Annotated in this window: 27 protein-coding genes; 8 read left to right on the top strand and 19 right to left on the bottom strand. The window is 59.3% G+C overall.

Translation table 11 applies throughout. The features are described 5' to 3' along the window. Positions 1-70: 70 nt before the first annotated feature. The 5 genes from ACHMXK_RS10405 to ACHMXK_RS10385 all read right to left on the bottom strand — a co-directional run bounded on the left by ACHMXK_RS10405 (position 71) and on the right by ACHMXK_RS10385 (position 6385). Positions 71-2230 carry a molybdopterin cofactor-binding domain-containing protein gene (locus tag ACHMXK_RS10405; protein WP_397440034.1) on the bottom strand — a complete coding sequence of 720 codons (2160 nt, stop codon included), beginning with the start codon at positions 2228-2230 and terminating at the stop codon, positions 71-73. 11 nt (positions 2231-2241) lie between these two features. Beyond that, positions 2242-2706 (bottom strand): (2Fe-2S)-binding protein, encoded by a 465-nt coding sequence (locus ACHMXK_RS10400; RefSeq protein WP_397440032.1) that lies wholly within the window; start codon positions 2704-2706, stop codon positions 2242-2244. A gap of 196 nt (positions 2707-2902) precedes the next feature. Beyond that, positions 2903-4843 carry a propionate--CoA ligase gene (locus tag ACHMXK_RS10395; protein ID WP_397440030.1) on the bottom strand — a complete coding sequence of 647 codons (1941 nt, stop codon included), beginning with the start codon at positions 4841-4843 and terminating at the stop codon, positions 2903-2905. Continuing rightward, complete coding sequence (locus tag ACHMXK_RS10390) at positions 4840-5817, bottom strand: MDR family oxidoreductase (protein ID WP_397440028.1); 978 nt, start codon at positions 5815-5817, stop codon at positions 4840-4842. The genes ACHMXK_RS10395 and ACHMXK_RS10390 overlap by 4 nt, the downstream gene beginning before the upstream one ends. A gap of 196 nt (positions 5818-6013) precedes the next feature. Next, entirely contained in the window at positions 6014-6385 is a 372-nt protein-coding gene (locus tag ACHMXK_RS10385; RefSeq protein WP_397440026.1) for a SnoaL-like domain-containing protein, read from the bottom strand. Positions 6386-7078: 693 nt separating this feature from the next. On the opposite strand from ACHMXK_RS10385, the gene ACHMXK_RS10380 reads away from it, so the two are divergent. The 4 genes from ACHMXK_RS10380 to ACHMXK_RS10365 all read left to right on the top strand — a co-directional run bounded on the left by ACHMXK_RS10380 (position 7079) and on the right by ACHMXK_RS10365 (position 9509). Further along, positions 7079-7396: a MoaD/ThiS family protein gene (locus tag ACHMXK_RS10380; RefSeq protein ID WP_397440024.1), complete on the top strand. Its 318-nt coding sequence runs from the start codon at positions 7079-7081 to the stop codon at positions 7394-7396. A gap of 40 nt (positions 7397-7436) precedes the next feature. Then, entirely contained in the window at positions 7437-8534 is a 1098-nt protein-coding gene (locus tag ACHMXK_RS10375; RefSeq protein WP_397440022.1) for a WD40/YVTN/BNR-like repeat-containing protein, read from the top strand. A gap of 31 nt (positions 8535-8565) precedes the next feature. After that, positions 8566-8988: a DUF1810 domain-containing protein gene (locus tag ACHMXK_RS10370; protein WP_397440021.1), complete on the top strand. Its 423-nt coding sequence runs from the start codon at positions 8566-8568 to the stop codon at positions 8986-8988. 218 nt (positions 8989-9206) lie between these two features. Next, positions 9207-9509 carry a hypothetical protein gene (locus ACHMXK_RS10365; RefSeq protein WP_397440019.1) on the top strand — a complete coding sequence of 101 codons (303 nt, stop codon included), beginning with the start codon at positions 9207-9209 and terminating at the stop codon, positions 9507-9509. Between the two features lie 238 nt (positions 9510-9747). On the opposite strand, the gene ACHMXK_RS10360 is transcribed toward ACHMXK_RS10365, so the two are convergent. Further along, positions 9748-10446: a protein-L-isoaspartate(D-aspartate) O-methyltransferase gene (locus tag ACHMXK_RS10360; RefSeq protein ID WP_397440017.1), complete on the bottom strand. Its 699-nt coding sequence runs from the start codon at positions 10444-10446 to the stop codon at positions 9748-9750. Positions 10447-10666: 220 nt separating this feature from the next. On the opposite strand from ACHMXK_RS10360, the gene ACHMXK_RS10355 reads away from it, so the two are divergent. Beyond that, a complete protein-coding gene (locus ACHMXK_RS10355; protein WP_397440015.1) occupies positions 10667-11263 on the top strand; it encodes a 2OG-Fe(II) oxygenase family protein in 597 nt (198 codons plus the stop codon). A gap of 78 nt (positions 11264-11341) precedes the next feature. Here ACHMXK_RS10355 and ACHMXK_RS10350 read toward each other — a convergent pair whose 3' ends face one another. From ACHMXK_RS10350 to ACHMXK_RS10310, 9 genes are all read right to left on the bottom strand, one after another. After that, complete coding sequence (locus ACHMXK_RS10350) at positions 11342-11800, bottom strand: hypothetical protein (RefSeq protein WP_397440012.1); 459 nt, start codon at positions 11798-11800, stop codon at positions 11342-11344. Positions 11801-11965: 165 nt separating this feature from the next. Next, complete coding sequence (locus ACHMXK_RS10345; RefSeq protein ID WP_397440010.1) at positions 11966-13063, bottom strand: MBL fold metallo-hydrolase; 1098 nt, start codon at positions 13061-13063, stop codon at positions 11966-11968. 212 nt (positions 13064-13275) lie between these two features. Beyond that, positions 13276-13638, bottom strand: coding sequence for a hypothetical protein (locus tag ACHMXK_RS10340; protein WP_397440008.1), 363 nt, complete (start codon positions 13636-13638; stop codon positions 13276-13278). A 95-nt stretch (positions 13639-13733) separates the two neighbouring features. Then, positions 13734-14114 (bottom strand): hypothetical protein, encoded by a 381-nt coding sequence (locus tag ACHMXK_RS10335; RefSeq protein WP_397440007.1) that lies wholly within the window; start codon positions 14112-14114, stop codon positions 13734-13736. An 85-nt stretch (positions 14115-14199) separates the two neighbouring features. Further along, the gene (locus tag ACHMXK_RS10330) at positions 14200-14727 is read right to left on the bottom strand and encodes a YcxB family protein (protein ID WP_397440005.1); all 528 of its coding nucleotides are present in this window, start codon (positions 14725-14727) and stop codon (positions 14200-14202) included. Positions 14728-14838: 111 nt separating this feature from the next. Continuing rightward, positions 14839-15147 (bottom strand): hypothetical protein, encoded by a 309-nt coding sequence (locus tag ACHMXK_RS10325; protein WP_397440003.1) that lies wholly within the window; start codon positions 15145-15147, stop codon positions 14839-14841. Positions 15148-15801: 654 nt separating this feature from the next. Next, on the bottom strand, positions 15802-16485 hold the full coding sequence (locus ACHMXK_RS10320; RefSeq protein ID WP_397442498.1) for an alpha/beta fold hydrolase: 684 nt from the start codon (positions 16483-16485) through the stop codon (positions 15802-15804). A 95-nt stretch (positions 16486-16580) separates the two neighbouring features. Beyond that, positions 16581-16943 carry a hypothetical protein gene (locus ACHMXK_RS10315; RefSeq protein WP_397440001.1) on the bottom strand — a complete coding sequence of 121 codons (363 nt, stop codon included), beginning with the start codon at positions 16941-16943 and terminating at the stop codon, positions 16581-16583. 342 nt (positions 16944-17285) lie between these two features. Beyond that, positions 17286-17567 carry a hypothetical protein gene (locus ACHMXK_RS10310; RefSeq protein ID WP_397440000.1) on the bottom strand — a complete coding sequence of 94 codons (282 nt, stop codon included), beginning with the start codon at positions 17565-17567 and terminating at the stop codon, positions 17286-17288. 1387 nt (positions 17568-18954) lie between these two features. On the opposite strand from ACHMXK_RS10310, the gene ACHMXK_RS10305 reads away from it, so the two are divergent. Then, the gene (locus ACHMXK_RS10305; protein WP_397439998.1) at positions 18955-19329 is read left to right on the top strand and encodes a hypothetical protein; all 375 of its coding nucleotides are present in this window, start codon (positions 18955-18957) and stop codon (positions 19327-19329) included. A 659-nt stretch (positions 19330-19988) separates the two neighbouring features. On the opposite strand, the gene ACHMXK_RS10300 is transcribed toward ACHMXK_RS10305, so the two are convergent. Then, positions 19989-20549 (bottom strand): GNAT family N-acetyltransferase, encoded by a 561-nt coding sequence (locus tag ACHMXK_RS10300; protein WP_397439990.1) that lies wholly within the window; start codon positions 20547-20549, stop codon positions 19989-19991. Positions 20550-21077: 528 nt separating this feature from the next. Next, positions 21078-21353, bottom strand: a complete 276-nt coding sequence (locus ACHMXK_RS10295; protein WP_397439996.1) for a hypothetical protein — start codon at positions 21351-21353, stop codon at positions 21078-21080. 49 nt (positions 21354-21402) lie between these two features. On the opposite strand from ACHMXK_RS10295, the gene ACHMXK_RS10290 reads away from it, so the two are divergent. Continuing rightward, on the top strand, positions 21403-21642 hold the full coding sequence (locus ACHMXK_RS10290; protein ID WP_397439994.1) for a hypothetical protein: 240 nt from the start codon (positions 21403-21405) through the stop codon (positions 21640-21642). 158 nt (positions 21643-21800) lie between these two features. On the opposite strand, the gene ACHMXK_RS10285 is transcribed toward ACHMXK_RS10290, so the two are convergent. Further along, the gene (locus ACHMXK_RS10285; protein ID WP_397439992.1) at positions 21801-22046 is read right to left on the bottom strand and encodes a hypothetical protein; all 246 of its coding nucleotides are present in this window, start codon (positions 22044-22046) and stop codon (positions 21801-21803) included. Between the two features lie 121 nt (positions 22047-22167). Further along, on the bottom strand, positions 22168-22728 hold the full coding sequence (locus ACHMXK_RS10280) for a GNAT family N-acetyltransferase (protein WP_397439990.1): 561 nt from the start codon (positions 22726-22728) through the stop codon (positions 22168-22170). Between the two features lie 148 nt (positions 22729-22876). On the opposite strand from ACHMXK_RS10280, the gene ACHMXK_RS10275 reads away from it, so the two are divergent. After that, entirely contained in the window at positions 22877-23866 is a 990-nt protein-coding gene (locus ACHMXK_RS10275) for an integron integrase (protein ID WP_397439988.1), read from the top strand. The last annotated feature ends 47 nt before the right edge of the window (positions 23867-23913 follow it).

Raw genomic sequence — 23913 nt, 5'->3', positions numbered from 1 at the left:
GCCAGAAACACATTTCATCAATAAGAACGTGCTTCCGGCCCAACCATCACTGCTCAAACTTGCACCGCCTTCATGCCTTGGCCAGATTCTCATGCAGCGGCAAGGTGCGTATCCGTTTGCCGGTTGCCGCAAACAAGGCGTTGGCCACCGCAGGCGCCACCAGCGCCGTCGCCGGCTCGCCTATGCCGCCTGGCTTTTCCGTGCTGGGCACCAGGGTGATGTCCATCACCGGTATCTCGTGCATGCGAAGCACCGGGTAGTCGCCGAAGTTGCTTTGCTGCACACGGCCCTTGTCCAGCGTGATCTGGCCGTTCAGCGCCGCCGTCAAACCAAACACGATACTGGACTGGATTTGCGCCTGCACCGTGTCCGGATTGATCATGCGGCCCAGGTCGGCCACCACCGTCACCTTGTGCACGGTGATCTGTTTGTCCTTGACCGAAATTTCAGCCACCTGCGCCATGTAGGTGTCGTAACCTTCCATCAGCGCGATGCCGCGAAAACGCCCTGCCGGCGCCGGAGTGGACCAGCCGGCCTTGTCCGCCGCCATCTTCAGCACATTGGCAAAACGCGGCTGTTTTTCCAGCAGAGACATGCGGTAGGCATAGGGATCTTTGCCTGCGCCCGCAGCCAGTTCGTCAATGAAACTTTCATTGGCAAAGGCATTGAGTGCATGGCTGACGGAGCGCCAGTAACCCACACGCAAACCGCTGTCGTGTTTGACGATTTCATGCCGCGTAGCGGGAATCTCGTAAGGCGCCAGTGCCGCCTCGCTCATCAGCGGGTCCATCGCCTCCGGCGGCAGGCCGAAGACACGGCCCGTGACAGACTGCGAGACCATGCGGAAAGTCATGGCGGTTGGTTTGCCGTCTGGCCCCACCGCAGCGGCCAGCTGGTGCACGGACATCGGCCGGTAAAAATCATGCGTCATGTCGTCTTCGCGCGACCAGAGCAGCTTGACCGGCTTGTTGACGGCCTTGGAAATTTGCGCGGCCTGCACGATGAAGTCCAGGTCAATGCGCCGCCCGAAGCCACCACCCAGAAACGTCGTTCGGAGCGTGATGTCTTCCGGCTTCATGCCCAGTGCCTGGGCCACCGCGCCCTGTGCGCCGTCCTGCCATTGGGTCGGACCTATCAGCGCCATCTTGCCATTGCTGTAGCTGGCGGTGAAGTTCATGGGCTCCATGGTGGCGTGCGCCAGCAGCGGCGACACGTATTCGGCTTTCACCACCTTGGCGGCGCCCTTGATCACCGCATCGGCATCCCCCACGGCCTTGAGCGGCAGCGGCTTGTCGGTGGCGTTGCGTATGCCTTCCAGCATGGACGCATTGTTGATAGCAGCCCCCGGCCCCTCATCCCACTGCACCGCCAGGGTTTCGCGCGCCTTCTTGGCATGCCAGTAGCTGTCGGCCACCACGGCCACGCCGTCGGGAATCTGCACCACGTCGATCACGCCCGGCATGGTTTTGGCCTTGGCCCCGTCAAAACTCTTGACCTTGCCGCCAATCACCGGGCATTGCTCCAGCGAGGCGTAAACCATGCCCGGCAGCTTGACGTCGATGCCGAACTCGGCCGTGCCGTTGACCTTGGCCGGTGTGTCCAGCCGCTTCGTCGGCTTGCCCACAATCTTGAACTCGCTCGGGTCCTTGAGCTTCACATCTTTGGGCACCGGCAGTTTGGAGGCTGCCTCGGCGAGCTGGCCGTAGCTCGCTTTTTTGCCACCGGGGCCGGTGACCATGCCGTTTTCGGCCTTGAGCTGCGAGGCGCTGACTTTCCATTTGTCGGCCGCTGCGGCCACCAGCATCTCGCGCACCTGGGCGCCCGCCACACGCAACTTCTCCCAGCCGTCGCGCACCGAGGTCGAGCCGCCAGTGAGCTGCGGGCCGCCCAGCAAGGCATTGCCGTAAACCTTGCCATCGGGCGGCGCGATCGCGACCTTGATGCGGCGGATGTCCACGTTGAGCTCTTCGGCGATCAGCATGGGCATCGCGGTGTACACGCCCTGCCCCATCTCCGAACGGGCGGAGATCAAGGTGATGGTGTTGTCGTCGGCAATGTGCACCCAGGCGTTCGGGGTGTAAAGCGTGCCGGCGGCCTGGCTGGCCAGCGGCAGGCCCAGGGTCACGCCCAACATCAGGCCACCGGTGACGGCGGACGAGCTGATGAGGAAATCGCGGCGATTGAGCGATGCGGCCTGGTCAGAAGCGTCTGTGTGGAAAGTTGTGTTCATGATGGTCTTCCTCAGGCTTTGCGCATGGTTGAAGCAGCATCCTTGATCGCGGCCTTGATGCGGGGGTAGGTGCCGCAGCGGCAAATATTGCCGCTCATGGCTGCATCGATGTCGGCGTCCGTGGGATTCTTGTTGGTGCTCAGCAGCGCTGCAGCACTCATCAACTGGCCCGACTGGCAGTAACCGCATTGCGGCACATCATGTTTGATCCAGGCCACCTGCAGCGGATGGGTGTTGCTCCGCGACAGGCTTTCAATCGTCGCCACCTTCTTGCCCGCCGCCGCAGACACCGGCGTCTGGCAGGAGCGCACGGGCTGTCCGTCGAGGTGCACGGTACACGCGCCGCACAAAGCCACGCCACAACCGAACTTGGTGCCGGTCATGCCCAGCTCGTCGCGTATGACCCACAAGAGAGGTGTGTCGGGTTCAGCGTTGACTGAAACGGCACGGCCGTTCACATTGAGTTTCGTCGTCATGGTGGCGTCCTTTGTTATCGTTGCAAACGTCCAGCGAACCGGATGCCCACAGCATGCGACGACTGCCCCACCACAGGTACTCAGTAGAAACCCTGGGTCGAAACAAAGTCATAACAACTTTTCTCAAGTTGAAACAATTTCAGGCAGGGTAAGGATGAGCCGGCTCGCCACAGCCGGCACCCGAAGGCCCCCCCAATCAGACGGCCTGCATCAGGACCTTGATTTGCTGCAGGGCCGCCGGGTCATCCATCGTGGTCAGGTCGCCCGCATCGCGGCCTTCACACACGGCCTGGATGGCGCGCCGCAGCAGCTTGCCGCTGCGGGTTTTGGGCAGCGCGCTCACAAAATACACACGGGACGGCCGAGCCACCGCACCCAGGTCGCCGTCAACACGTTTCATGATGTCGCCTTCAAGCTTGAGCGAAGCCGTTGCATCATCCAGCACGGAAGAATCCTTGGGCACAACAAAGGCCATGGCGACCTGCCCTTTCAGCGCATCGGCCACGCCGACCACGGCAACCTCGGCCACACCGGCATGACCAGAGACGCTTTCTTCAATCTCGCGCGTGCCCAGGCGATGGCCGGCCACGTTGATCACATCGTCGGTGCGACCGAGGATAAAGAAGTAGCCGTCTTCATCACGTATGCCCCAGTCGAAGGTGCTGTAGACCATCTTGCCTGGCACGCTTTTCCAATACGTGTTGACAAAACGCGCATCGTCTTTCCAGATGGTTTGCATGAAGCCCGGCGGTGTCGGACCGTCGATCACCACCACGCCTTTTTCATTGGGACGGGTCAGTTCCTCGCCGGTGGACTCGTGCAGAATTTTCACGCGGTAACCGTACATGGGCACACCAGGGCTACCGAACTTGCTGGCTTTTTTCTCGACACCGTTGGCAATGGTGATGATGGGCCAGCCCGATTCGGTCTGCCAGTAGTTGTCGATGATGGGCACGTTCAGCCCTTCGCCAATCCAGCGCCCCGTCGGTTCATCCAGCGGTTCACCGGCCAGAAACAAGGCACGCAAGCTGGACAGGTCGTGTTTTTTGAGCAGTGCCGGGTCTTGCTTTCTTAAAACGCGCACCGCCGTTGGTGCGCTGAACATGGCGGTGACTCTGTATTTTTCGACCAGACTCCACCAGATCGCGCCATTCGGCTGGCCGTCCATGCCCTGCGTCGGCAGGCCCTCGTACATGATGGTGGCCATGCCGGCGATCAGCGGGCCGTAGACTATGTAGCTGTGGCCCACGACCCAGCCAATGTCGCTGGTAGAAAAATAGGTTTCGCCGGCGCGGCCGTCGAAGATGTGTTTCATGCTGGCGGCCAAGGCCACGGCATAACCGCCGGTGTCGCGCTGCACACCTTTGGGTTTGCCGGTGGTACCGCTGGTGTAGATGGTGTAACTGATGGCGGTGGCATCCAGCCATTCACACGCAACGTTGGCATCCATGTGTTTTGCACGCAAATCAGCCCACAGATGATCACGTCCGGCAACCAAAGCCACGGGTGACAACTGGCGGTCGGCCAGCAACACCGCCTCGGGCTTGTGGCTGGACAGGCGGATGGCTTCGTCCAGCAGCGGCTTGTAAGCCACGATCTTGCCGCCGCGTGAACCAGCGTCGGCGCTGACAATCACTTTGGGCGTCGCGTCGTCAATGCGCGAAGCCAGCGAACCGCTGGCAAATCCGCCAAACACCACGCAATGGATGGCGCCTATGCGTGCGCAGGCCAGCATGGCAAACGCGGCTTCGGCCATCATGGGCATGTAGATCAACACCCGGTCGCCTTTTTGCACCCCCAGCGCCTGCAGGCTGGCCGCCATGCGTTGTACCTCCCTGTGCAGCTCTTTGAAACTGTAGGTTTTTTCAATACCGGTTTCACTCGACACGTAAATCAGCGCAGCCTGATCCGGTCTATCTTTCAGGTGTCTGTCCACGGCGTTGTGGCAGAGGTTGGTTTGCCCACCCTCGTACCAGTTGGCGAAGGGCGGCTTGTCGTAGTTGCAAACGCGGGTAAAGGGTTGATGCCAATCGATCAGCTTGGCTTGTTCGGTCCAGAAAGCCTCGGGCTGTTCTAGGGACTGGCGGTAAAACTCTGCATAACTCGTCATCTCTTGTCTCCGTTTTTTCTTCTTCAAATTTTCACGATCACGCGGCCTCTCACCTTGCCCGCCATCAACTCGGCGGCTTTGTCCACCGCACGGGCCAGGGGTACCTCTTGCACCATGGTGTCGAGTTTGGCCGGGTCCAGATCCAGCGCCAGACGGTCCCAGGCCTGCTGGCGCTTGGCCAGGGGCACCATCACACTGTCAATGCCGCAAAGTGTGATGCCGCGCAAGATAAACGGCATCACGGTCGCCGGAAAATCGGCCCCCTGTGCCAGGCCGCAAGCGGCCACCACACCGCCATGACGCATCTGCGCGCAGGCGTTGGCCAGGGTGTGCGAGCCGAGCGCGTCCACCACGCCGGCCCAGCGTTCTTTTTGCAGCGGCTTGCCGGACGCAGACAACTCGGCCCGGTCTATCACACTGCTGGCGCCCAGTTGTTTCAAATAAGTTTCTTCACTGGCTTTGCCGGTGGCCGCTACCACGCTGTACCCCAGCTTGCTCAGCAAGGCCACCGCCACGCTGCCGACACCGCCGGTCGCGCCCGTCACCAACACCTCGCCGCTTGCGGGCTTGAGGCCATGCTGCTCCAGCGCCAGCACACACAACATGGCGGTGTAACCTGCCGTGCCAATCGCCATGGCCTGGCGTGTGTCGAAGGCCACCGGCAGCTTCACCAGCCAGTCGCCCTGCAGCCGTGCACGTTCGGCCATCAAGCCCCAGCGTGTTTCGCCCAGGCCCCAGCCGTTGTGTACAAACCGGTCACCGGCTTTCCAGTTGGCATGGGTCGATGCCAGCACCGTGCCCGCACCATCAATCCCCGCCACCATGGGCCAACTGCGCACCACCGGGCTTTTGTTGGTGATGGCCAGGCCATCCTTGTAGTTGAGCGTGGAATAGTCCACCTGCACCAGCACGTCGCCAGGAGGCAAGGCAGCTTCGTCGAGGGTGGTGATGGCGGCCGAAAAACCGGCGTCGGTCTTGTTGAGCTGCAGGGCTTTGAACACGTTTGTCTCCGCTTGATGAGGTAGAAACTGACTTGATCATTATGAGGAACAGACTTGCGACAAGCTGACGTCCACGGTGGGGTCGGCCCGCCTGCCTGCGTACGCAGGAAGACAGCCAGACTGGCCGGCGGTCACTGGCCGATGAAACCAAATCCGACACAGGGCCACGCGGCCCACACGCCCTGAAAATTGCCGCTTACATCCCCGCGTCGTAGAAAAACTCTTCGCGAATGATTTTCCCGTTGCGGACCGTGTACAGGGCGGCTTCGGCCATCTGCATCCTCTTTCCAGAAGGCTTGTTTGTCACGTCGAATTCGAAGCCGACGATAAAACGGTCGCCATGTGGCCAGGGCCCCGTCACCGAGGCGGAATGGACCTCATGATTGTTGACCCACCATTCTCCTTTTGCCCTGACCGCCGCGAGGCCTTTCACCTCCTGCTGCGCCCCGGGCATGGCCACAGCTTCCACGCTCACCACCTCGTCCGCGAAAAGCGTGTCCAGCGCTTCCGCGTTTTTGCCTTGTTTGCAAAGCTCCACCAGTTTTTTGGCAATCTCCATCGTAGTCATGTGATTTCCTTTCGGCTCGTAGCTGCGACGAAACTGTCGCACTTTCCAGTCTACTGACTCCGCCGACCTTCGGCAGCAACGCGCACCTGGTCTTTGTAAAAGTTCCCGCGTGAAAGACAGGCATCGCCGGTCACCGGCGTCATCCCCATGGCCTTCGCGTCGCTCGACTCGGCGATCGCGAAGCCCTGACCGCTCATGCCGTGCCAGCGCCCCGGTATCTCCACGTCCTTGGGCGGCGTCCCCGGTCTCGGGAAAGCGCGCCACGGCAGCGCTGTACCCACCCTGCGGCAAGGTCCAGCTGGTGATGTATTTCATGACAATCTGTTCTTGTTTGTAAGGCGTTCAAGGCCTTCATTCCCTGGGCCTCTCAACCAGCGAATGAAAAGGACTTCCCCGTCTCGGGCTAAGCGCGTGTCGTGAGACTTGTGGTTGGCCGGCGACTTCGACAAACGCAGGGCAGGCCACGCTCAGCACGAACACTGGCGCGTGAAGGGCCGCCGCCTTGCTATGAATTCAATAGCTTCTTGCGTCCATCACATATGGGCCAGAGGCATAAAACTCCTAAAACTCAAGTACAAAATGCATCCGCGGCTCGTTTAAGCGGGCGCCCTCCACGCCGTCAAAGACCGCGTGAGGGGTGCGGTAGCCCTGCAGCGCCTTGACGGGGTCAAGCCGGCGCCAGACAATTTCCCGATGTTTTCCAAGCTGTTATCCGGTGCAGTACCCACCACCGCGTCACTGATGGTTGCCGTGGAATTCGCCCCCAGCCTGCGCCGCCATGTGGCCTGCGCGCCGCAGTCGGTTGCGCCAGGCAGCCTGCGCGAGGTGTTGGAGGCCGCGCTGAAGGCGGCGCCAGAGCTGGCGCACTATGTGTTTGACGACCAGCGCGCGGTGCGCAAACATGTGGCTGTGTTCGTGAACCGGCAGATGGTGCTGGACCGCATCCATTTGAATCAACCCTTGATGCCGGGGGACCGCGTGCTGGTCATCCAGGCCTTGACCGGTGGCTGAGCAGCCGCCGTTTTCACACCCGTCATCGCAAGGAGTCATCATGCACACACTGCTGGTCGCCAGCCGCAAGGGTTTGTTTGTCATCCGTGGCGAAGGCACGCGCTGGGACATCGCGTCGCACCACTTCGCCGGCGACCCGGTCAGCCAGGTGCTGGCCGACCCGCGCGACGGTAGCTGGTACGCCGCGCTGCGCATGGGGCATTTCGGCGTCAAGCTGCGAAAAAGCACCGACCAGGGCGCAAACTGGCAAGAGATTACCGCGCCGGCCTTCCCGAGCAAACCCGAGCAAGGCCCTTTGGCCGATGACCAAACACCCTGGAACGTGGACCTGATCTGGGCGCTGGCCGCCGGCGGCGCGGACCAGCCCGGCACGCTGTGGGCCGGCTGCATGCCTGCGGGCCTGTTCAAGTCCACAGACGGCGGCGCCAGTTGGGCGCTGAACACCGCCCTGTGGGAAGAACCCAAACGCCTGGGCTGGTTTGGCGGCGGTTACGACCACCCGGGCATTCACTCGGTGCTGGTGGACCCGCGCGATGCCAGCCACCTGACCCTGGCCGTGTCCTCGGGCGGCGTCTGGCAAACGCGCGATGGCGGCGCCAGCTGGACGCTGACGGCGGATGGCATGCGGGCCGACTACATGCCCGAAGAAAGCGCGTTCGACCCCAACATCCAGGACGTACATCGCCTGGTGCAGTGCGCGGCCCAACCCGAGGTGTTGTGGGTGCAGCACCATTGCGGCATCTACCGCTCCAGCGACGGCGCGCAGACCTGGCAGGCCGTTGCCGCGCCGCAGCCCTCGGGCTTTGGCTTTGCGGTGGCCTGCGATCCGCACAACCCGCAGCGCGCCTGGTATGTGCCGGCGCAGGCCGACACTGTGCGCGTGCCGGTCGACGGCCAGATGGTCGTCACCCGTACTGACGACGGCGGCGCCACGTTCAAGGTGCTGGCCGAAGGCCTGCCGCAACGCCAGGCCTACCACATGGTCTACCGCCACGCGCTGGACGTCACCAACGACGGCCAGACCCTGGCCATGGCCTCCACCACCGGCGGGCTCTGGCTCAGCGCCAACGCCGGCGAAGCCTGGCATTGCCTGTCGCGTGATTTGCCGCCGCTGGCAGCCGTGCGGTTTGTCAATTAGTCGACGCCGAGAAACCGCGGCGCCGTCCACCATGGCCGACCCTCACGACCTGCAGCGTTTTGTCCTGGCGCAAGACCCGGTTTACACCCAGGTTTGCGCTGAGTTGGCGGCCGGCGCCAAGACCAGCCACTGGATGTGGTTCGTGTTTCCGCAACTCAAGGAACTGGGCCGCAGCGCCACCGCGCAGCATTTCGGCATCGCGTCCAGGGCCGAGGCGCTGGCCTACTGGCAACACCCCGTGCTCGGGCCACGCCTGAAGGCGTGCAGCGAACGGGTCGTGGCCGTCGAGGGAATGTCGGCATGGGAAATTTTTCACTCACCGGACGATCTCAAGTTCCGCTCGTGCATGACCTTGTTTGCGCAGGTCGCACCGCAAGAGCCAATATTCCAGCGGGCGCTGGCCAAGTATTTCGAGGGAGCAGCCGATGCCAGGACGCTTGCCCTGCTGACATAGCGGGTGATTCACCGGCCCATTTCGGCCAAGACCTGCCAGCAACGCCATGGCCCGATTGCCGACCTTGGGGGAAACAGGGCTCCGCGCGCGTTTTGGCTCCTTCGGTGCCCCGCTGCGATGTCTTCAGACCCTCCCTAAAACTGGGTATTGCGCAATTTATTCTTTCTGTTTCAATAAAAACAGTTTCTTTCATCAACTGCTTGTGACGGGAGGTTCAGATGCGATTCGACCTTTTCCATACCCGCGTCGATGCTCACATTCGGAAAGCCCAGGAATACCTGCAACAGGCCAACATTGCCCGGCTGGAGCACCAGATCGCGGCAGACCATCATTCAGCGCTGGCATCCATGTACGCGCAACGCGTCGCCTGGCTTGAACAGGAACTGTCTGACTCGGTTTCTCGTTTTGGCCCGTCGCTGAGAGGCATTGTCTCAACGCCAGCCGATGGAGCGAAACGCGGCCCCGAATCCATCATGACCTTGTCACGAACGCAAAGAGCCGGCGCCATCGACGGCGCATAGCGGGCCGCCATCTCTCCGCAGCCCATGCACCGTCACCTCGCGCGCAAGGGACTCTGCCCCCGCGCCCAAGCCAGCTTGCGGGCTGAGCCACTGGGCCGATCCCGGCCAACGCCGGCTGGTGAGATCAACCCCGGCGCTGGCGGCCGCAGCGTCTATGGGGATGATCCTGATGGCCACAGGCTGGAGATACTCACCCGTCCCCATGGCAGTGGCAGCAGGCGTAGCGGCTGACCCGGCATCAGCCGGGTTCGGCGTCTTCGAGCAGTGAAAACAGCACAGGAAGAGTCTCCCGCGTCGATACCGCGCCACTGGCGTCTTTCTCGACCAGGATAAGTTGCTGTTCATCGGGCAGACCGGCGGGTATCACCATCTTGCCGCCCGGTTTCAGCTGGTAAATCAGCTGTGTCGGAATCAACTCCGGTGCCGCCGTGACCATCACCTTGTCAAACGGCGCGTGTTCGGGCCAGCCGCCGCAACCGTTCCCCATCTTGCAGCTGACATTGCCATGCCCCTGCCGGGCCAGCCGTTGCCGCGCCTGCACGGCCAGTTCTTCAATGATTTCGATGGTGTAGACGTGCTGCGCAAGCTCCGCCAGGATCGCCGTCTGGTAGCCCAGCCCGGTGCCGATCTCCAGCACCGTATCGGTCGGGTGCAGGTCAAGCAGGTCGGTCATGACCGCAACAATAAACGGCTGTGAAATCGTCTTGCCGAAGCCGCTTGGCAGCGGCCTGTCGGCGTAGGCGTAGGGCCGCAGTTCCAGCAGAACGAACTCGTGGCGTGGCACCTTGGCCATGGCGGTCATGACCCGCGGGTCCAGCGCCGCTTTACCCAGGCGCGCACTGTCATAAATCGTCTTAGCGGCGATTTCCGCAAGCATGATCTGGCGCAGCGCCGAAAAATCCGGGTCGGTCATGGTGCCTTCTGAAGGAAGCGGCACAAGGTCTTTATCCTACGCCCGCTCCCGGGGGGAGTACAAGAGCCTGAGCGCATGCGCACGACCAACGCGGCTTCCGGCTGAACTGACTATGATGAAACAAGGGCCAGCAGGAATGGCCAGGTTCTGCACGGACTTGGCGACGCGGGGCCCGGTTCTTCGGGAGCATTGGCCCATGGGCAAGGACGGTCGTCAGTGGGCGGAGTCATCGGAGGTCATTCCGATGTTTCCCAGCCTGGTCTGGAAAACCCAGATTGAGCAAAACCTGCATGAGGCCATGCGCGCGCGCATCCTGGCGGCGCTGGCCGAGATGAGACAGGACGCGCCCCCGCTCAAGCTGGGCCAGGGATGGCAATCGGGACACGATTTTCACCAACACGAGGCCCTGCGGGAACTCGTCTCGTGCATTGACCACTGTGCGGCGGGTATTCTCCGCTTCCTGCGCATAGGCACCGAGGGCTGCGAGATCACGGGCTGCTGGGCCACCGTGCTGGCGCCCGGAGCGTCCCATCAGTTGCACAGCCACCCCAACAACTTTCTCAGCGGCGTGTATTACGTCCGCACCGGCGAAGGCGCCGATACCCTCAATTTCCACGATCCCAGGAAACAGGCCAGCATCATCCGGCCGCCGGTCACCGAACTCACGGCCGAGAACACGGATCAGGTCGTGGTCCGGGTGCGCGAGGGCACGCTGCTCTTGTTCCCCTCCTACCTGGAGCACTCCGTCGATGCCAACAGGAGCGATGACGAGAGGGTCAGCATCAGCTTCAACCTGATGTTCTCCTCGTTCACGCAGCGGCTCAGCAAGCCGCTGTGGTGAGTGCACCCCAAGGCCCGCTGGACCGATCCGAGCCCTGAACCCCTGTCCGCCGTCGCGCAACGCCCCAGGCGACGGCCATCAGCGCCAGGCGCCGCGCACCCGCAGGCGCGACACAGAAACCGGCTGCGCCAGCAACCAGCCCGTGGCAGCATAAACATCCTGGGTGCGTTTGCCGTCCAGCATGTAATGAATCTCCATGCCGATGGCTTCGCCGAACTCGGGCAACAAGACCCGCAGCAGCAAGATGGCGGCAGCGACGTCGGTCACGCTGATGTCGATGCGGATATAGGCCGGCACACGGGCGCCATTGGGTTGCATCTCGCCCAGCGAGTCGCCCCAACCCACCACCCAACCCAGGCCTTTCTCGCGAAGCCCCTGGTCGATGCTGTCTTCCCGTCGGTGGAAGGGGTCGGCGTCCTGCTTGCCCACCGGGATCTTCACGTACACAAAAGGCGTTTCCCCGCGCGACATCGCTTGCGCGGTCTCATCGCCCGACGGAGGCGTGAAAGAAGGTCCGGAGGGAGGCGGCAGACTCATAAAAACTGATTCTAGCGATGCCGCAAAAAAAGGGAGCCTTCCGTGACACCACGCGCAATAGCTATTATTTTGATAGCATTCTTCACCCTAACAGCATGGGCTGGCGGCCTGTTTCACACATAACCCGTCTTCAGGCAGCCCGAACGCGTCTTGCTGACCTGGCGCCTACCGCAGCGACTTCCACCAGGCCACATTTTTCCTAGGCTGGCCCAGCGTCAACACTTCGCCAATCTCAGGTGTCGCCAAGGCAATGCCCTGTTTCCCGGCCAGGTCCGCCACCCGGTCCAGCGGGTCGCGCCAGGTGTGGAAGGCCAGATCGAAGGTGCTGTTGTGTACCAGGTAAAGCAGCTTGCCGCGTACGTCCTTGAAGGCCTGCACGGTTTCCTCGGGCGACATGTGGACAGACGGCCAGTAGTCGTCGTAAGCGCCGTTTTCCATCAGGGCGATGTCGAAACCACCCAGGCGCTCGCCGATTTGTTTGAAGCCCGGGAAATAACCAGAGTCCCCGCTGTAATAAATCCGCTCGGGCCCGCTCTGAATCACCCAGGAAGCCCACAAGGTGCTGTTGCGGTCCGATAAGGTGCGGCCGGAGAAGTGCTGCGCCGGCGCCGCCGTGAGTTCGACCTCCCCGTGCTTGCCCTTTTGCCACCAGTCGAATTCCTCGATGCGTTCTGGCGCCACACCCATGTCCCTGAGCCGGGCGCCCACGCCCAGCGGCACGAAGTAACGCTGCACCTTGCCCCGCAGGGACTCGATGGTGGCCGTGTCGAGGTGGTCGTAGTGGTCGTGCGAAAGAATCAGCCCTTCTATAGGCGGCAAATCGGTCAGCGGCAACGGCGTGGGATGAAAACGCTTGGGGCCAACCCATTGGACCGGCGAGGCCCTGTCGCTGAACACCGGGTCGATCAACCAGTATTTGCCACGCAGCTTGAGCAAATGCGACGAGTGACCCAAACGCACGATGTGGTTGGCAGCCGGGTCGAGCGCGTCAAGCGCGGCCTTGTCGAGCCGGCGCACCGGTATCGGATCGACCGGCACCGTGCCCTCCTTGTTCGCCGTGAAAAAGCGGCTCCAGATTTTCCAGGTGGTCTGGCTCGGCTTGGCATCCGGATTGGGCATGTTGCTGAAGCCGCATTTGCCGTCCGCCTGCGGCGAGGCGGCAAAGCGCGGGTCACAGGCGGTCTGGCTGAGGGCGCAGCCCGAGGCCAGACAGGCGATGCCTGCCAGGAGGCAGAGGAAGAACCCGCGTGGGAGAGGCGTCATGTCGTCGGCTTTCTGGAAGTGGCCTTGCTGTGCTGGATGAAACCACGGCAGCGCTTGGCCATTTTCAAGGCGTGCGTAGGCGTCACTTTCGGTCTTTCGGCGGATTGTGCGCCATCCCCTATGCCAAGCAGGTACGGTGCCTCTAGGCGGCAGCAAGCACCACGTGTACGACCGGATTATTCATTGTGGCGATGCCGGACCAAAGTTTTGATTCAATTTGCAGGCCACTGAGAGTATGCATACACGATGCCCAAGCAAAAGAGGGCTCCGAAGATGGACTTGTTGTGTCTTGCCAGCCACAAGGGAAGATAGATGTCGAAGTTGTCGTGCCGCTCTTCAGTGAAGCGACCGGCCAGCGAGGTAAGTGGGCAGCGCCACCCATTGATTACCAATATAGCGACTTCGACCAGAACGATGCCGATGAGCCAGGCCACCAGTGTGTGCTTGCCCAGCCACGAAGCAACCGGGATGGCCAGAATGCATCCAGCGAAGAACGCCCACGCGATCGTGTGCACGACCTTGACCGCCACCAAGATGCGCGCAGAGTGGGCGAATAGTGAACGAGGTGGCGACATGATCGTTTCGAGGTGCCTAACGTTGGAGCTGCCCGGCGCGCAGTAAGCGCCGCGAAGCGGCATCCTGTAGCTGCGTGTCCGTGCCGAGCGAAATGTTAGACCGCACTGCTGAGGTCCTCCAGTGTGATGTGAGTGCTCATGCCGTCCGTAGTAACGACAAGCTCAAGCAAAACGGACTTGCCGTTGTCTGCGGGCACGAAACATTCCACGAGCGCAAACAGCCCGGTGTCGCTCGCCTTGAAGTAGCTGACGCGAGGGTCCTGGCGATCTGCAGACACAACGGCCGTAGCTCCGAGTTCGGCAAGCGTTGCCGCGAGATCAGCGCGGACTGCATCGGCGCAGTCGCGACCCAGTGCACGCGCGTACCCAAACCGTTCAACGAGGGCATAAACGTTGTCGGCGACAAGCAAGCTTGCGGCGTCGATACCAAACGCGGCAAGCGATGCGCTCTCGGTTTGAATATGGTCGATCTGCACCTGCGGTCTAACGTTGAAGCTGGCCGGCGCTCAGCAAGCGCCGCGAAGCGGCATTCTGCTGCTGGGTGTCCGAGCCGAGTGAGGGTTAGACCGCATTCTTGAGATGCATTGTGCACTGCTCCAACTGCGCTTCGAAGGGAGCCATTGCAGCGCGAGGCAATACGAGTGCCTGCATTGCATCAATGAAGAGATAGTAGTTGACCTCATCTTCCTCGCGAGTGAGCACACCCGACCAAGGAATCTCTGAAATCCCAGTAGCGGAACTTACGTGTATCGATGTGGTCGATAGCGAAACGGTTTGAGGGGAGAGGAAGGCGCCGTTAGGAGCCAACATGTGCTTGCGCAGGGCACCCTGCGCAAGAATGGGTATTGCAACGATGGCAAGAAGAGCGATTGCTACCAAAACAGCTACGGTGACGAGAGGCCGCATGATTTCCGGATAATCGCGTACTACTCGCGCGAACGTAGCTCCAGCCAGGCCAATGCACATCCAAACAAGTACGCGAAGACCAAACTGCAAAGACAGGAGCCCGCGCTTCGTACGAAAGCGTTTGGCAACTACCTTCTGCAAGCGAGCGAAATCATCTACGGTAAGAGTGAAGGTTGTAGTCATGGGTGCGGGGTTGCGGTCTAACGTTCGAGCTGCCCGGCAGGCAACACTCGCCGCGAAGCGGTAACCTTCAGTTGGCTGTACGCGCCGAGCGACGGGTTAACCATCAAGCTCCTATCCACGGGAAGCAACCTTGATACCTTCACCGCCGATGACCCACCCAACATGCCCATCCTTTGTTTCCACTTTGAGCGCCTCAAAGTCTTTGCCATAGCGTACTCGAAGAACTCGCAAGTGCTCGCCTGGTCGCAAGGTTGAAACAAGTGGATTGGAGCTAGGGTATTCGTGCGGTGGAAGGGAGTAAAGCGGCGCCGCAGCAATCACGTCTGCTCGGTATTTCCGGTCACCAAGAACATCGCCGCCCCATAGGACCATGCCTATGACGACTACGAACAAAAGAGCAAAAGCACTGCGCTTCAGCATGGTCTGGCTTGATGGTTAACGTGAAGTTGAGCGGACGCCGTAGGCGGTCCGCTCGAATGGCATGTTATCCCTCATCGCTTTCCTTGCCGAGAGGAACTAAGTCGAAGACTCCTGGCCATGAATATCGCTGCGGGACGTTCGGTGGCGTTGAGCTGTTCGAGGACCAGCACCTCGCATGAGGTTGCGTTAATACAAGTGGACTAATATTGCCACCAAGCTTTTGAAAAAGAGACGCGACCATAAGGCGCCGCCATTTAACGAGAAGCCTCATGCGGCGGGGATAATAACCATCAATGCACTTTCGCTCGGCCACCAAAACCCGACGCAGATAGCGAGCTAACTCCTCACGGGGGAGGCGCTTCCAGCTTGTGCGCAAAATCTGTTCAGGCTTCCACTCAGGAATTGGTCCACGACGGTAGCACTTCATGAGAGATAACGTAATATAGGCCGCAAAGTACTGCGGTATAACGTGGCAACTTTAGGCACAAAAACTGGCATTGACGCCTATCCCACTTAAATAATTTGCTCTATTAAAAATAGCGAGAAACCCCGCAGCATCGTAGCTTTCGCGCCACGGGGCGTCAACCCGAAAACTGGGGTGAGCGGCAGCTTTGTGGGGAATTCGTGAATGGCCGGTTGTGGCCGTATTCTGCCTCACGATTCCGTCACCTTCTCGATGAAAACCGCCACCGCCTTTGCAGTCTCTTCTGGAGCTACCTGCAGGAGGCAATGTGGAGCGTCAAACGATTGAATTGTCATGTCCCGACAATGTTGCGCTACCTCCGCAACAGCAGACGATGGCACTAAACGGTCGCCTGTCGCCTTCATGTATAAAACCGGGACTTTGAGGGCGCGCGCCTGAGCCCGCACATCGACAGAAATTACCGCTCGGAGCCTCGCCCGCAGTACCTCCGGCTTTACGTTGACCAGTGCATCACGCAGTATTTGGCGCAGTCTTGGCGTCGCGAACCGGCCAAGGAGCATCGCGCTAACGATTGGCGATGGTGGAAGAGGTGACGGCATTGAAGCCAAGCCTCTGAGCCAGCGCAGGCCTGGTCTTGGGTTGCGAACGAACGTGCAGCACAGAACAACGCCCACGACACGCTGCGGGTTGGCGGCTGCTAACGAGATAGCTATTGGTCCAGAGAACGATTCGCCCAGCAAGACCACCGGGCCCTCATGCGGCAAAGCCCAAGCAGCTAAGTCTTGTAAGCCAGCATAGGTCTGCAAGCCACCTGAAGGCGGATAGGACACAACGCTAACTGAGCATTTATCCCCCAGCGATGCCACAAACGGCTCGAAGAGAATACCAGTTCCATCCATGCCGGGGAGGAGCACTAAGGTGACCGGCTTTGCCGCCGTAGGAAATGAGGGGGACTGCAAATTGGACCGTATGGTTGGGCGACCGCTTCTGGCCGTATTCTGCCTTTTTCTTAAGGCTCGACGGAGATGCCCTGAAACTTCATCGCTGCAACGAAGTTCTCACGCATTTGGGTTTGTTTGGTGGCCGAATTGGTTAACCGCAGATTGTCCCAGCGAGAGAACGCGTCAGGCTCTATGCTGACCGACGGTCCTCCGCCGAAGCTTCCCGGCTCCACTGCGACGGTCACGACCTGCGCACCCTCTCTATATTCAATGGAGAACCGGCCGACGCTTCGGACCACAAAGCCCTCGCTACTGCTAACGCCTTGCTTATTTAACCAACTGAACATGTTAATTGGGGTGTTTGGTGGAATGACCGCTGTTGGCCGATTTGCGTCATGGCAACTGCCGCTGGGCCGATCCAAATCAGTCATTACTCCTCTAGAGCGACTTGGTCATTTTTCTTATCTACGACAACTTGAATAAATTTACGGCCCGTCGGAGTAGAAAGCCAATAGCGAAACCGAGATCGATCTGCGCCGATCCGAAAGCTAGTGAGTATTGGGTTACTGTATTCGCTTGAGGCTGAGAGTAGGAAGGATTTTGCCCTTTGCGCATCAGTAGACCACCAAGCCGCGCTCCAAACACCAGTAAATGCAATAGTGCCAACGAGTATGGCAATAGCGAGGGGACGTTTCATAAGTTCGATTTAAGGTCCGCTTCTGGCCGATAGTCATCATGACAATGACCGCCTATGGGTAACAGGACCCCGCATATTATTTTCCGTTTGAAGAGTGCCAAAGCGACTTGCGCCCGACCACCCCAAAAACCACGGCGATTGAGCCATAGAAGAAGCCATTTAATATAAATGCCAATGCTGTAGAAAGCCATGACATTTCAATCTCTGGATCGCTAGAGGCAAACGGAAGAAATCCTGGATACACCAGGATGGCTTCAAGCATTGACTCACTGACATACTTGGTCGCAATGGACAGCACTATAAGTAGTGCGGGCACCAGCAGTCCAGCTAGAAATCCAATAGCGAAATGCCGCTTCAACATCATGCTCCTTTGCTTTACTTTGAAAGTCCGCGTCTGGCCGACACAAGGCGTCCATGGTGCAACCCTCGTAGGTCGCTTCCGGCCAAAAGCGGACATTAACCAATATGAAACTCGCGGTACCCAACGCTATCCTCTTTGTTCTTGACCCAAGCAACAAGAAGCTAGCGATTCCGGAATACGAAAACTTGGTATCGCACACCGATAGTTGCGTCAGTGTGGGAACACAGGCGGACGTGGACGGGGAGACTGAAGTCACGCTTGATAGCGTCGTCTCCGAAGGACTCAGTTGTGCTTTTGAAGGGGAAGTTCAGACTCCCGGATGTTCCATCGCCGTGGAGACTTCGGGAGGTACCTCGCTCGAACGCCTAGATGGACTTACGCAGTGCACTCGCATTTCGATTTGGGTCGATGACATGAAGTGGCCGTCGCGCATTTCAGTTGTGGTCAACGCTTAATCATGTCTGCTATTGGCTCACTCCAGCGGCGGGTACCATGACGTAAATCGGCCAGAAACGGGCATTCCGCAGGGGGATATTGATGGGCAAGAATAGAGCCGCAAGTCGGAAATTTGAAGGGGCGCTACAACTGCTGGACGGCGCCATTGGATTCGGATTAATTTCCGGAGCCGCCGTTGCGGTTTTCGTCGGGAAATTCATTCTTGGAGGCATCTTGGCCGTGCTGGCACTCGGCGTAGTCTTTCGATTCACACGGAGAAGCAGCAAGAAGTAATTATGTACATCGAGTACTTCCGGCCAGAAGCGGACGCTCAAGGCGGTCGTCCAACCACATCGATATATGCACGCCCAAGATAAGAACACCTACAACTCAGAAAATGTCATCCCAGGGTCGGAGCTCGATGGGTGGACGCTTGGGTATATCGGCATACCTTGGCCAGGACCTTGGCCAAAGAAGAGTGGCGACCTCGTTGCAGTTGACCCTATAGGCTGGCAAGCCGGTATAGCGTGGGAGTCAGATGGCCCCGACATTCTTCGAATCTCCGGCCCCGCTGAAGGGCGATTGGGTGTATTCCAAGTGCGCTTTCCGCTACCGGTCATGTCGGAGCGCGATTTGGTGTTGAACTTTCACCTTGTGCTGCCACTGCTGCAGAAGCAGCGTTCGCTACTGTCCTGACGGGACAAGCCGGTTATCGGGTTAGTTTCACTGTCCGCGTCAGGCCCAGCCTGCAACAGCTAACATGACGACATTCGGCCAGAAGCCGACATTCGAACATATGAAGACATTTATTGCGGATGCCGAACAGGAAGGCACGTTTGTTCTACCCCTGCAGGTCGAAGGTATCGCTAATGGTACGGGGCCAGTCGTACCACGTTCGGCAGGATGCGGCCAGAAGAGGACATTCGGCTGGCTATAAAACTTAAGTTCCATGACGCGTGAAAAGTTGACTCAATCTTCTTATTATTTAGATGTGCCCGAGCGCGCCTTAACAGAGCAGGAATTTGCGTTGGTAAAGCGTATGGCAGTTGACCTCCCCTCTGCGTTCCGAGACCAGTTGAAGCAGCTCATGGTTGTAGGGCGCTGTGGCTGCGGGAATTGTCCGACGATATTCTTTCGACGCCATACTCATGGAGCGAAAGAGGTTGACCTCGTATCTATGCAAGGCACTGATATTTCGAATGGCTTGGTTGGCGTCGTTCTCATGGCTGACGGCGGCATGCTTACGCAATTGGACTTCTATTCCATTGATGGGCATGAGCCATGGCTGCTGCCAAAGCTGGAAACTTTGTCTTTAATGCAATGACCGCTTCGGGCCTTGAGCTAATCATGAGCTGAGGCAGAATGCGGCCAATACCAGCCGGTGACAGCTAAAGAAAGCGGACGCTTAACGCCGAAGACAAACGGCGCCGAAGGCGTCCGCCTTGGGCGCCCTGTTAAACATCAATTCGACGCCCACGACGACTCCATTGAACAAGAGACAGTAGCTCGGGCCACGTGATGGCCAACAGACCAGCAACGGTCAGAAAAGTAGCAAGGTAAATCCCATGGACCTGCCCGGCTCTTGCGCCGAAATGGTCTACCACGGCGGGCGCGACCATAACGGTGCCGAGCAGAAAGACCGGCAAGGAGAAATACCTCAGTGCTCCTAGGACAACGGACCGCCACATCTGAAGCGGAACTGTCTTGACGGGCAGCGGTGCGACACCGATGAACGCGATGCCAGGAAAGATGGCTACATAGCCAAGCGTGCTGCCGAGTGCCACCGCGTTCGCAATTGATCCAACGTACACACCCAGGCTGCCGAATGCCGCCAAAGACACTGCGAGCCAAAAACGGAGGGACGCTGACATTGACGTTTAACGTCGGAGTTGACCGGCACGCACCGGCAAGGCGCCGCAAGCCGTGCGCGGGAGCATACGTCTTGCGGCGCCTTGCCGGTGCGTGTCCGCGTCGAACGACCTGTTAGACCGCACCGCCGCTCCTCCACTCCCGCTTCAAGAGTGAGTGCAGCATCAAGTCATGATGTGACCCGGCCCAATAGCCAACTTCTCGTAGGCACCCTTCCTCCACAAAACCGAGCCTCCTAAGCAAGGCTAAGGACGCTCGGTTGTCGGGATGCACATTTGCTTCTACTCGGTTCAACTCCATCTCCCTGAATCCCCAAGCAAGAACCGCAGCTAGAGCCTCACTCATATAGCCGCGGCCCTGGTGCAGTGGGGAAATTTCATAGCCCACCACGCACATTCTCCAGTTTCGGTTCCAGCGGAACAGGCCGCAAGTTCCAATCAGGCCGGGGACGCTTCTTAGCTGTATGCCCCAGCGAGTGCCGGACGCAGGTTCCTCACGCCATTTCGCAAACGTCTGGATCAGTCTTCTCGCCCCCTCGATGTCTGTTAAGGGATCTGATCCAAACCACTTCATGTGCTGGGCGTCGCCATGAATGCTCAAAAGATCTTCAGCATCAGTGTCAGCGATCTCCCGCAAAAGGAGATTCTGAGTCTCGAGCTCCGGGAAGTGGCTCATAGTGCGGTCCAACGTCGGAGTTGACCGGCACGCAGCGGCAGGGCGCCGCGAGACGTACGTTCACCTACACGGCTCGCGGCGCCCTGCCGCTGCATGTCCGCGTCGAACGACCTGTTAGGCCTAAACACAAACGTAACTCCGAAAATCTAACGCGCATGCTACTTGCTGCGGGAACGCACAAATGACTGCGGCGATGGAGTAGCTAGGTACCAGGACGTACAGCTTGCGCCAGCCTTCGAGGACACCGACGAGTTTCGGGCCAGCGTACACCGGAATGCGTTTAGTGAAAGTCAAACCAACAGAGACAAGGAGGAAGACAACACCGGAAAGGCGAAAAGCCTCTGCATCGCCCTCCCTCCCGCGTCCATAAAATGCGAGCAGTAAGGCAACCACGAAGATGAGGAATCCCCATAGCTGTGAAGAGGCAGGGCGTCGCATGGTGAGGCCTAACGTTGGAAGTAACCGGCGCCCACCCAAGGTGACCGCGCAGCGGCCGGACGCGTTTGGGCGTCCGGGTTGACTGACAAGTTAGGCGCCATCCGTCCCTCCTTTGCGCACAAGCTCGAATTCATGCGAGAGCAGGTACAGACCTCCGTGCGCGGTGTGTCCTTCGCGTTCCTCCCACGAAATGGAGACACTGACCTTGCCTTCCTCCGGTAGGTCGTCGATCTCGTACTCTTCGTTGAGCATCGATTGAATGTGTGGTCGCTCATCGTCTGCAAGTGATTCGATAATTTCGGGGGCTATCTCCAAAACTCGGACGATATCCCCGACGTCCACCAGATTTCCATGACGATCTCGCATCGATGACGCCTAACGTCGAAGGCAAGGCGACGCCGTAGGCGGTCGCCTCTTGGCCGACCTGTTAAATGGCTTAGTAGGCTGGAAGAAGAATGACCGCACCAACACACACCACCATTTCCAGAAGATGTTGAACTACTGCCCGCCAATATCGCTTGTATGCAAACCAACACAGCGAACCCAAAGCCACGATAAAACCGAAAAACAAAAACTGACCGGAAAAATGATAGACGATGAAATTGAAGGTTGCTGCAGCAAACCCACTATTGTCAAGAAAGCTGGGGCGGTCTAAGAAGTATGCGGACCAGGGCAAGAACACTAAGCCGAAGCACATGAGCGCCGTACTAACGCGAAACCGAAATCGCGGCAGAGTTTGACCTTGTGAGTTTGCCATTTAACGTTTGACTTAAGCGGCGACGTCAGGCGTCCGCTTGAAGGAAGGGTTAGGCATCACGACACCTCGGCCTTGGCGACCACAAAATGCGGCGATGCACCGTCGAATTCTTTCATTCTGTCACCCAGGTGAACGTGGTCGTAGGTATCGCCCATGCGCTCCATTTCAGCGGCGCAAGAGGCCAGGAATTCGCCCATTCGCCGGAGTTCGCTGGGCGTCGCACATAGGGTGATCTCCGCGAGCTGCTCTGGCACAACATGCTGTGGCTCCCAGCCCTGATTCATGTATCCGTAGATTTTCATGGCAGTGAATGATGCCTAACGTCGGAGTTGACCGGCACGCACCGGCAAGGCGCCGCAAGCCGTGCGCGGGAGCATACGTCTTGCGGCGCCTTGCCGGTGCGTGTCCGCGTCGAACGACCTGTTAGACCGCACCGCCGCTCCTCCACTCCCGCTTCAAGAGTGAGTGCAGCATCAAGTCATGATGTGACCCGGCCCAATAGCCAACTTCTCGTAGGCACCCTTCCTCCACAAAACCGAGCCTCCTAAGCAAGGCTAAGGACGCTCGGTTGTCGGGATGCACATTTGCTTCTACTCGGTTCAACTCCATCTCCCTGAATCCCCAAGCAAGAACCGCAGCTAGAGCCTCACTCATATAGCCGCGGCCCTGGTGCAGTGGGGAAATTTCATAGCCCACCACGCACATTCTCCAGTTTCGGTTCCAGCGGAACAGGCCGCAAGTTCCAATCAGGCCGGGGACGCTTCTTAGCTGTATGCCCCAGCGAGTGCCGGACGCAGGTTCCTCACGCCATTTCGCAAACGTCTGGATCAGTCTTCTCGCCCCCTCGATGTCTGTTAAGGGATCTGATCCAAACCACTTCATGTGCTGGGCGTCGCCATGAATGCTCAAAAGATCTTCAGCATCAGTGTCAGCGATCTCCCGCAAAAGGAGATTCTGAGTCTCGAGCTCCGGGAAGTGGCTCATAGTGCGGTCCAACGTAATTTAGACCGCAAAACCTGCGGTTTAACTTGGCAACTGCGGTTTAACCTGGACATAGAAATCTCCCGAAATCCTCTTGTTTATTGGACTGCAGGCAAATATACTGTATTTTTATACAGGTATAAATGCCCTTATGAAACCCGGCACCCCTCCGCTGCAATCAATCCGCTTGCTCGACCAGGTCAGGGAGCGGATTCGATATTTGCACTATAGCCTCAGCACCGAGAAGCTCTATGTGTACTGGGTGCGTTTTTTCATCCGTTGGCATGGCTTGAAGCATCCGCGCGACATGGGGGCCAAAGAGCTTGAAGACTTTCTAACTATGCTGGCCACAGAACGCAAGGTTTCAGCATCCACGCATAACCAGGCTTTAAGCGCGCTGCTGTTTTTGTACCGGGAGGTGCTTGGCGTCAACCTGCCCTGGCTCGACAACATCAACCGGCCCACCCGCGCCCGAAGGATTCCTTCAGTGCTGACCAAAAATGAAGTTGCCGGGTTGCTAGCCGTTCTGGATGGAGAGCCGGCCTTACTGGCCCGCTTGTTGTACGGCACGGGCATGCGGCTGATGGAAGGCATGCGTTTGCGCATCAAGGATGTCGACTTTGACCGCCACGTGATCATCGTGCGTGAAGCGAAGGGAAACAAGGACCGGGTCGTGATGCTGCCATGCTCCCTGGCGCCCGCGCTGCGGCTGCAAATGCTTGCCGCTCGTGCCACCTGGGAAGCCGACCGTCAGGCACAACGCGTCGGCGTGCAAGTGCCCGACGCATTGAGCGTGAAATACCCCAGACTGGGACAAACCTGGGGTTGGTTCTGGATGTTTCCTTCACCCACGCTGTCAACCGACCCGCGCAGCGGCATTGAGCGCCGCCATCATCTGTACGAAGAGCGTTTGCAGCGCAGCCTGAAGCAGGCAGTGGTGCGGGCCGGCATCGTCAAGCCGGTATCGGTACACACGCTGCGCCACAGCTTTGCCACCCATCTCCTGCAGTCGGGCACCGATATCCGCACGGTGCAGGAGTTGTTGGGCCACTCTGACGTGAGTACCACCATGATCTACACCCATGTACTCAAGGTCGCCGCAGGCGGCACGGCCAGCCCGCTGGATGCGCTGCTGGCTTGAAGCTCCTGCATCTGCGGCTTGAAGCTCCTGCATCTGCGGCTTCTTTT

The organism is Polaromonas sp. UC242_47 (genome assembly GCF_044452385.1).
GTDB lineage: Bacteria > Pseudomonadota > Gammaproteobacteria > Burkholderiales > Burkholderiaceae_C > Polaromonas.
This window is presented reverse-complemented; position numbering and strand designations above follow the sequence as displayed.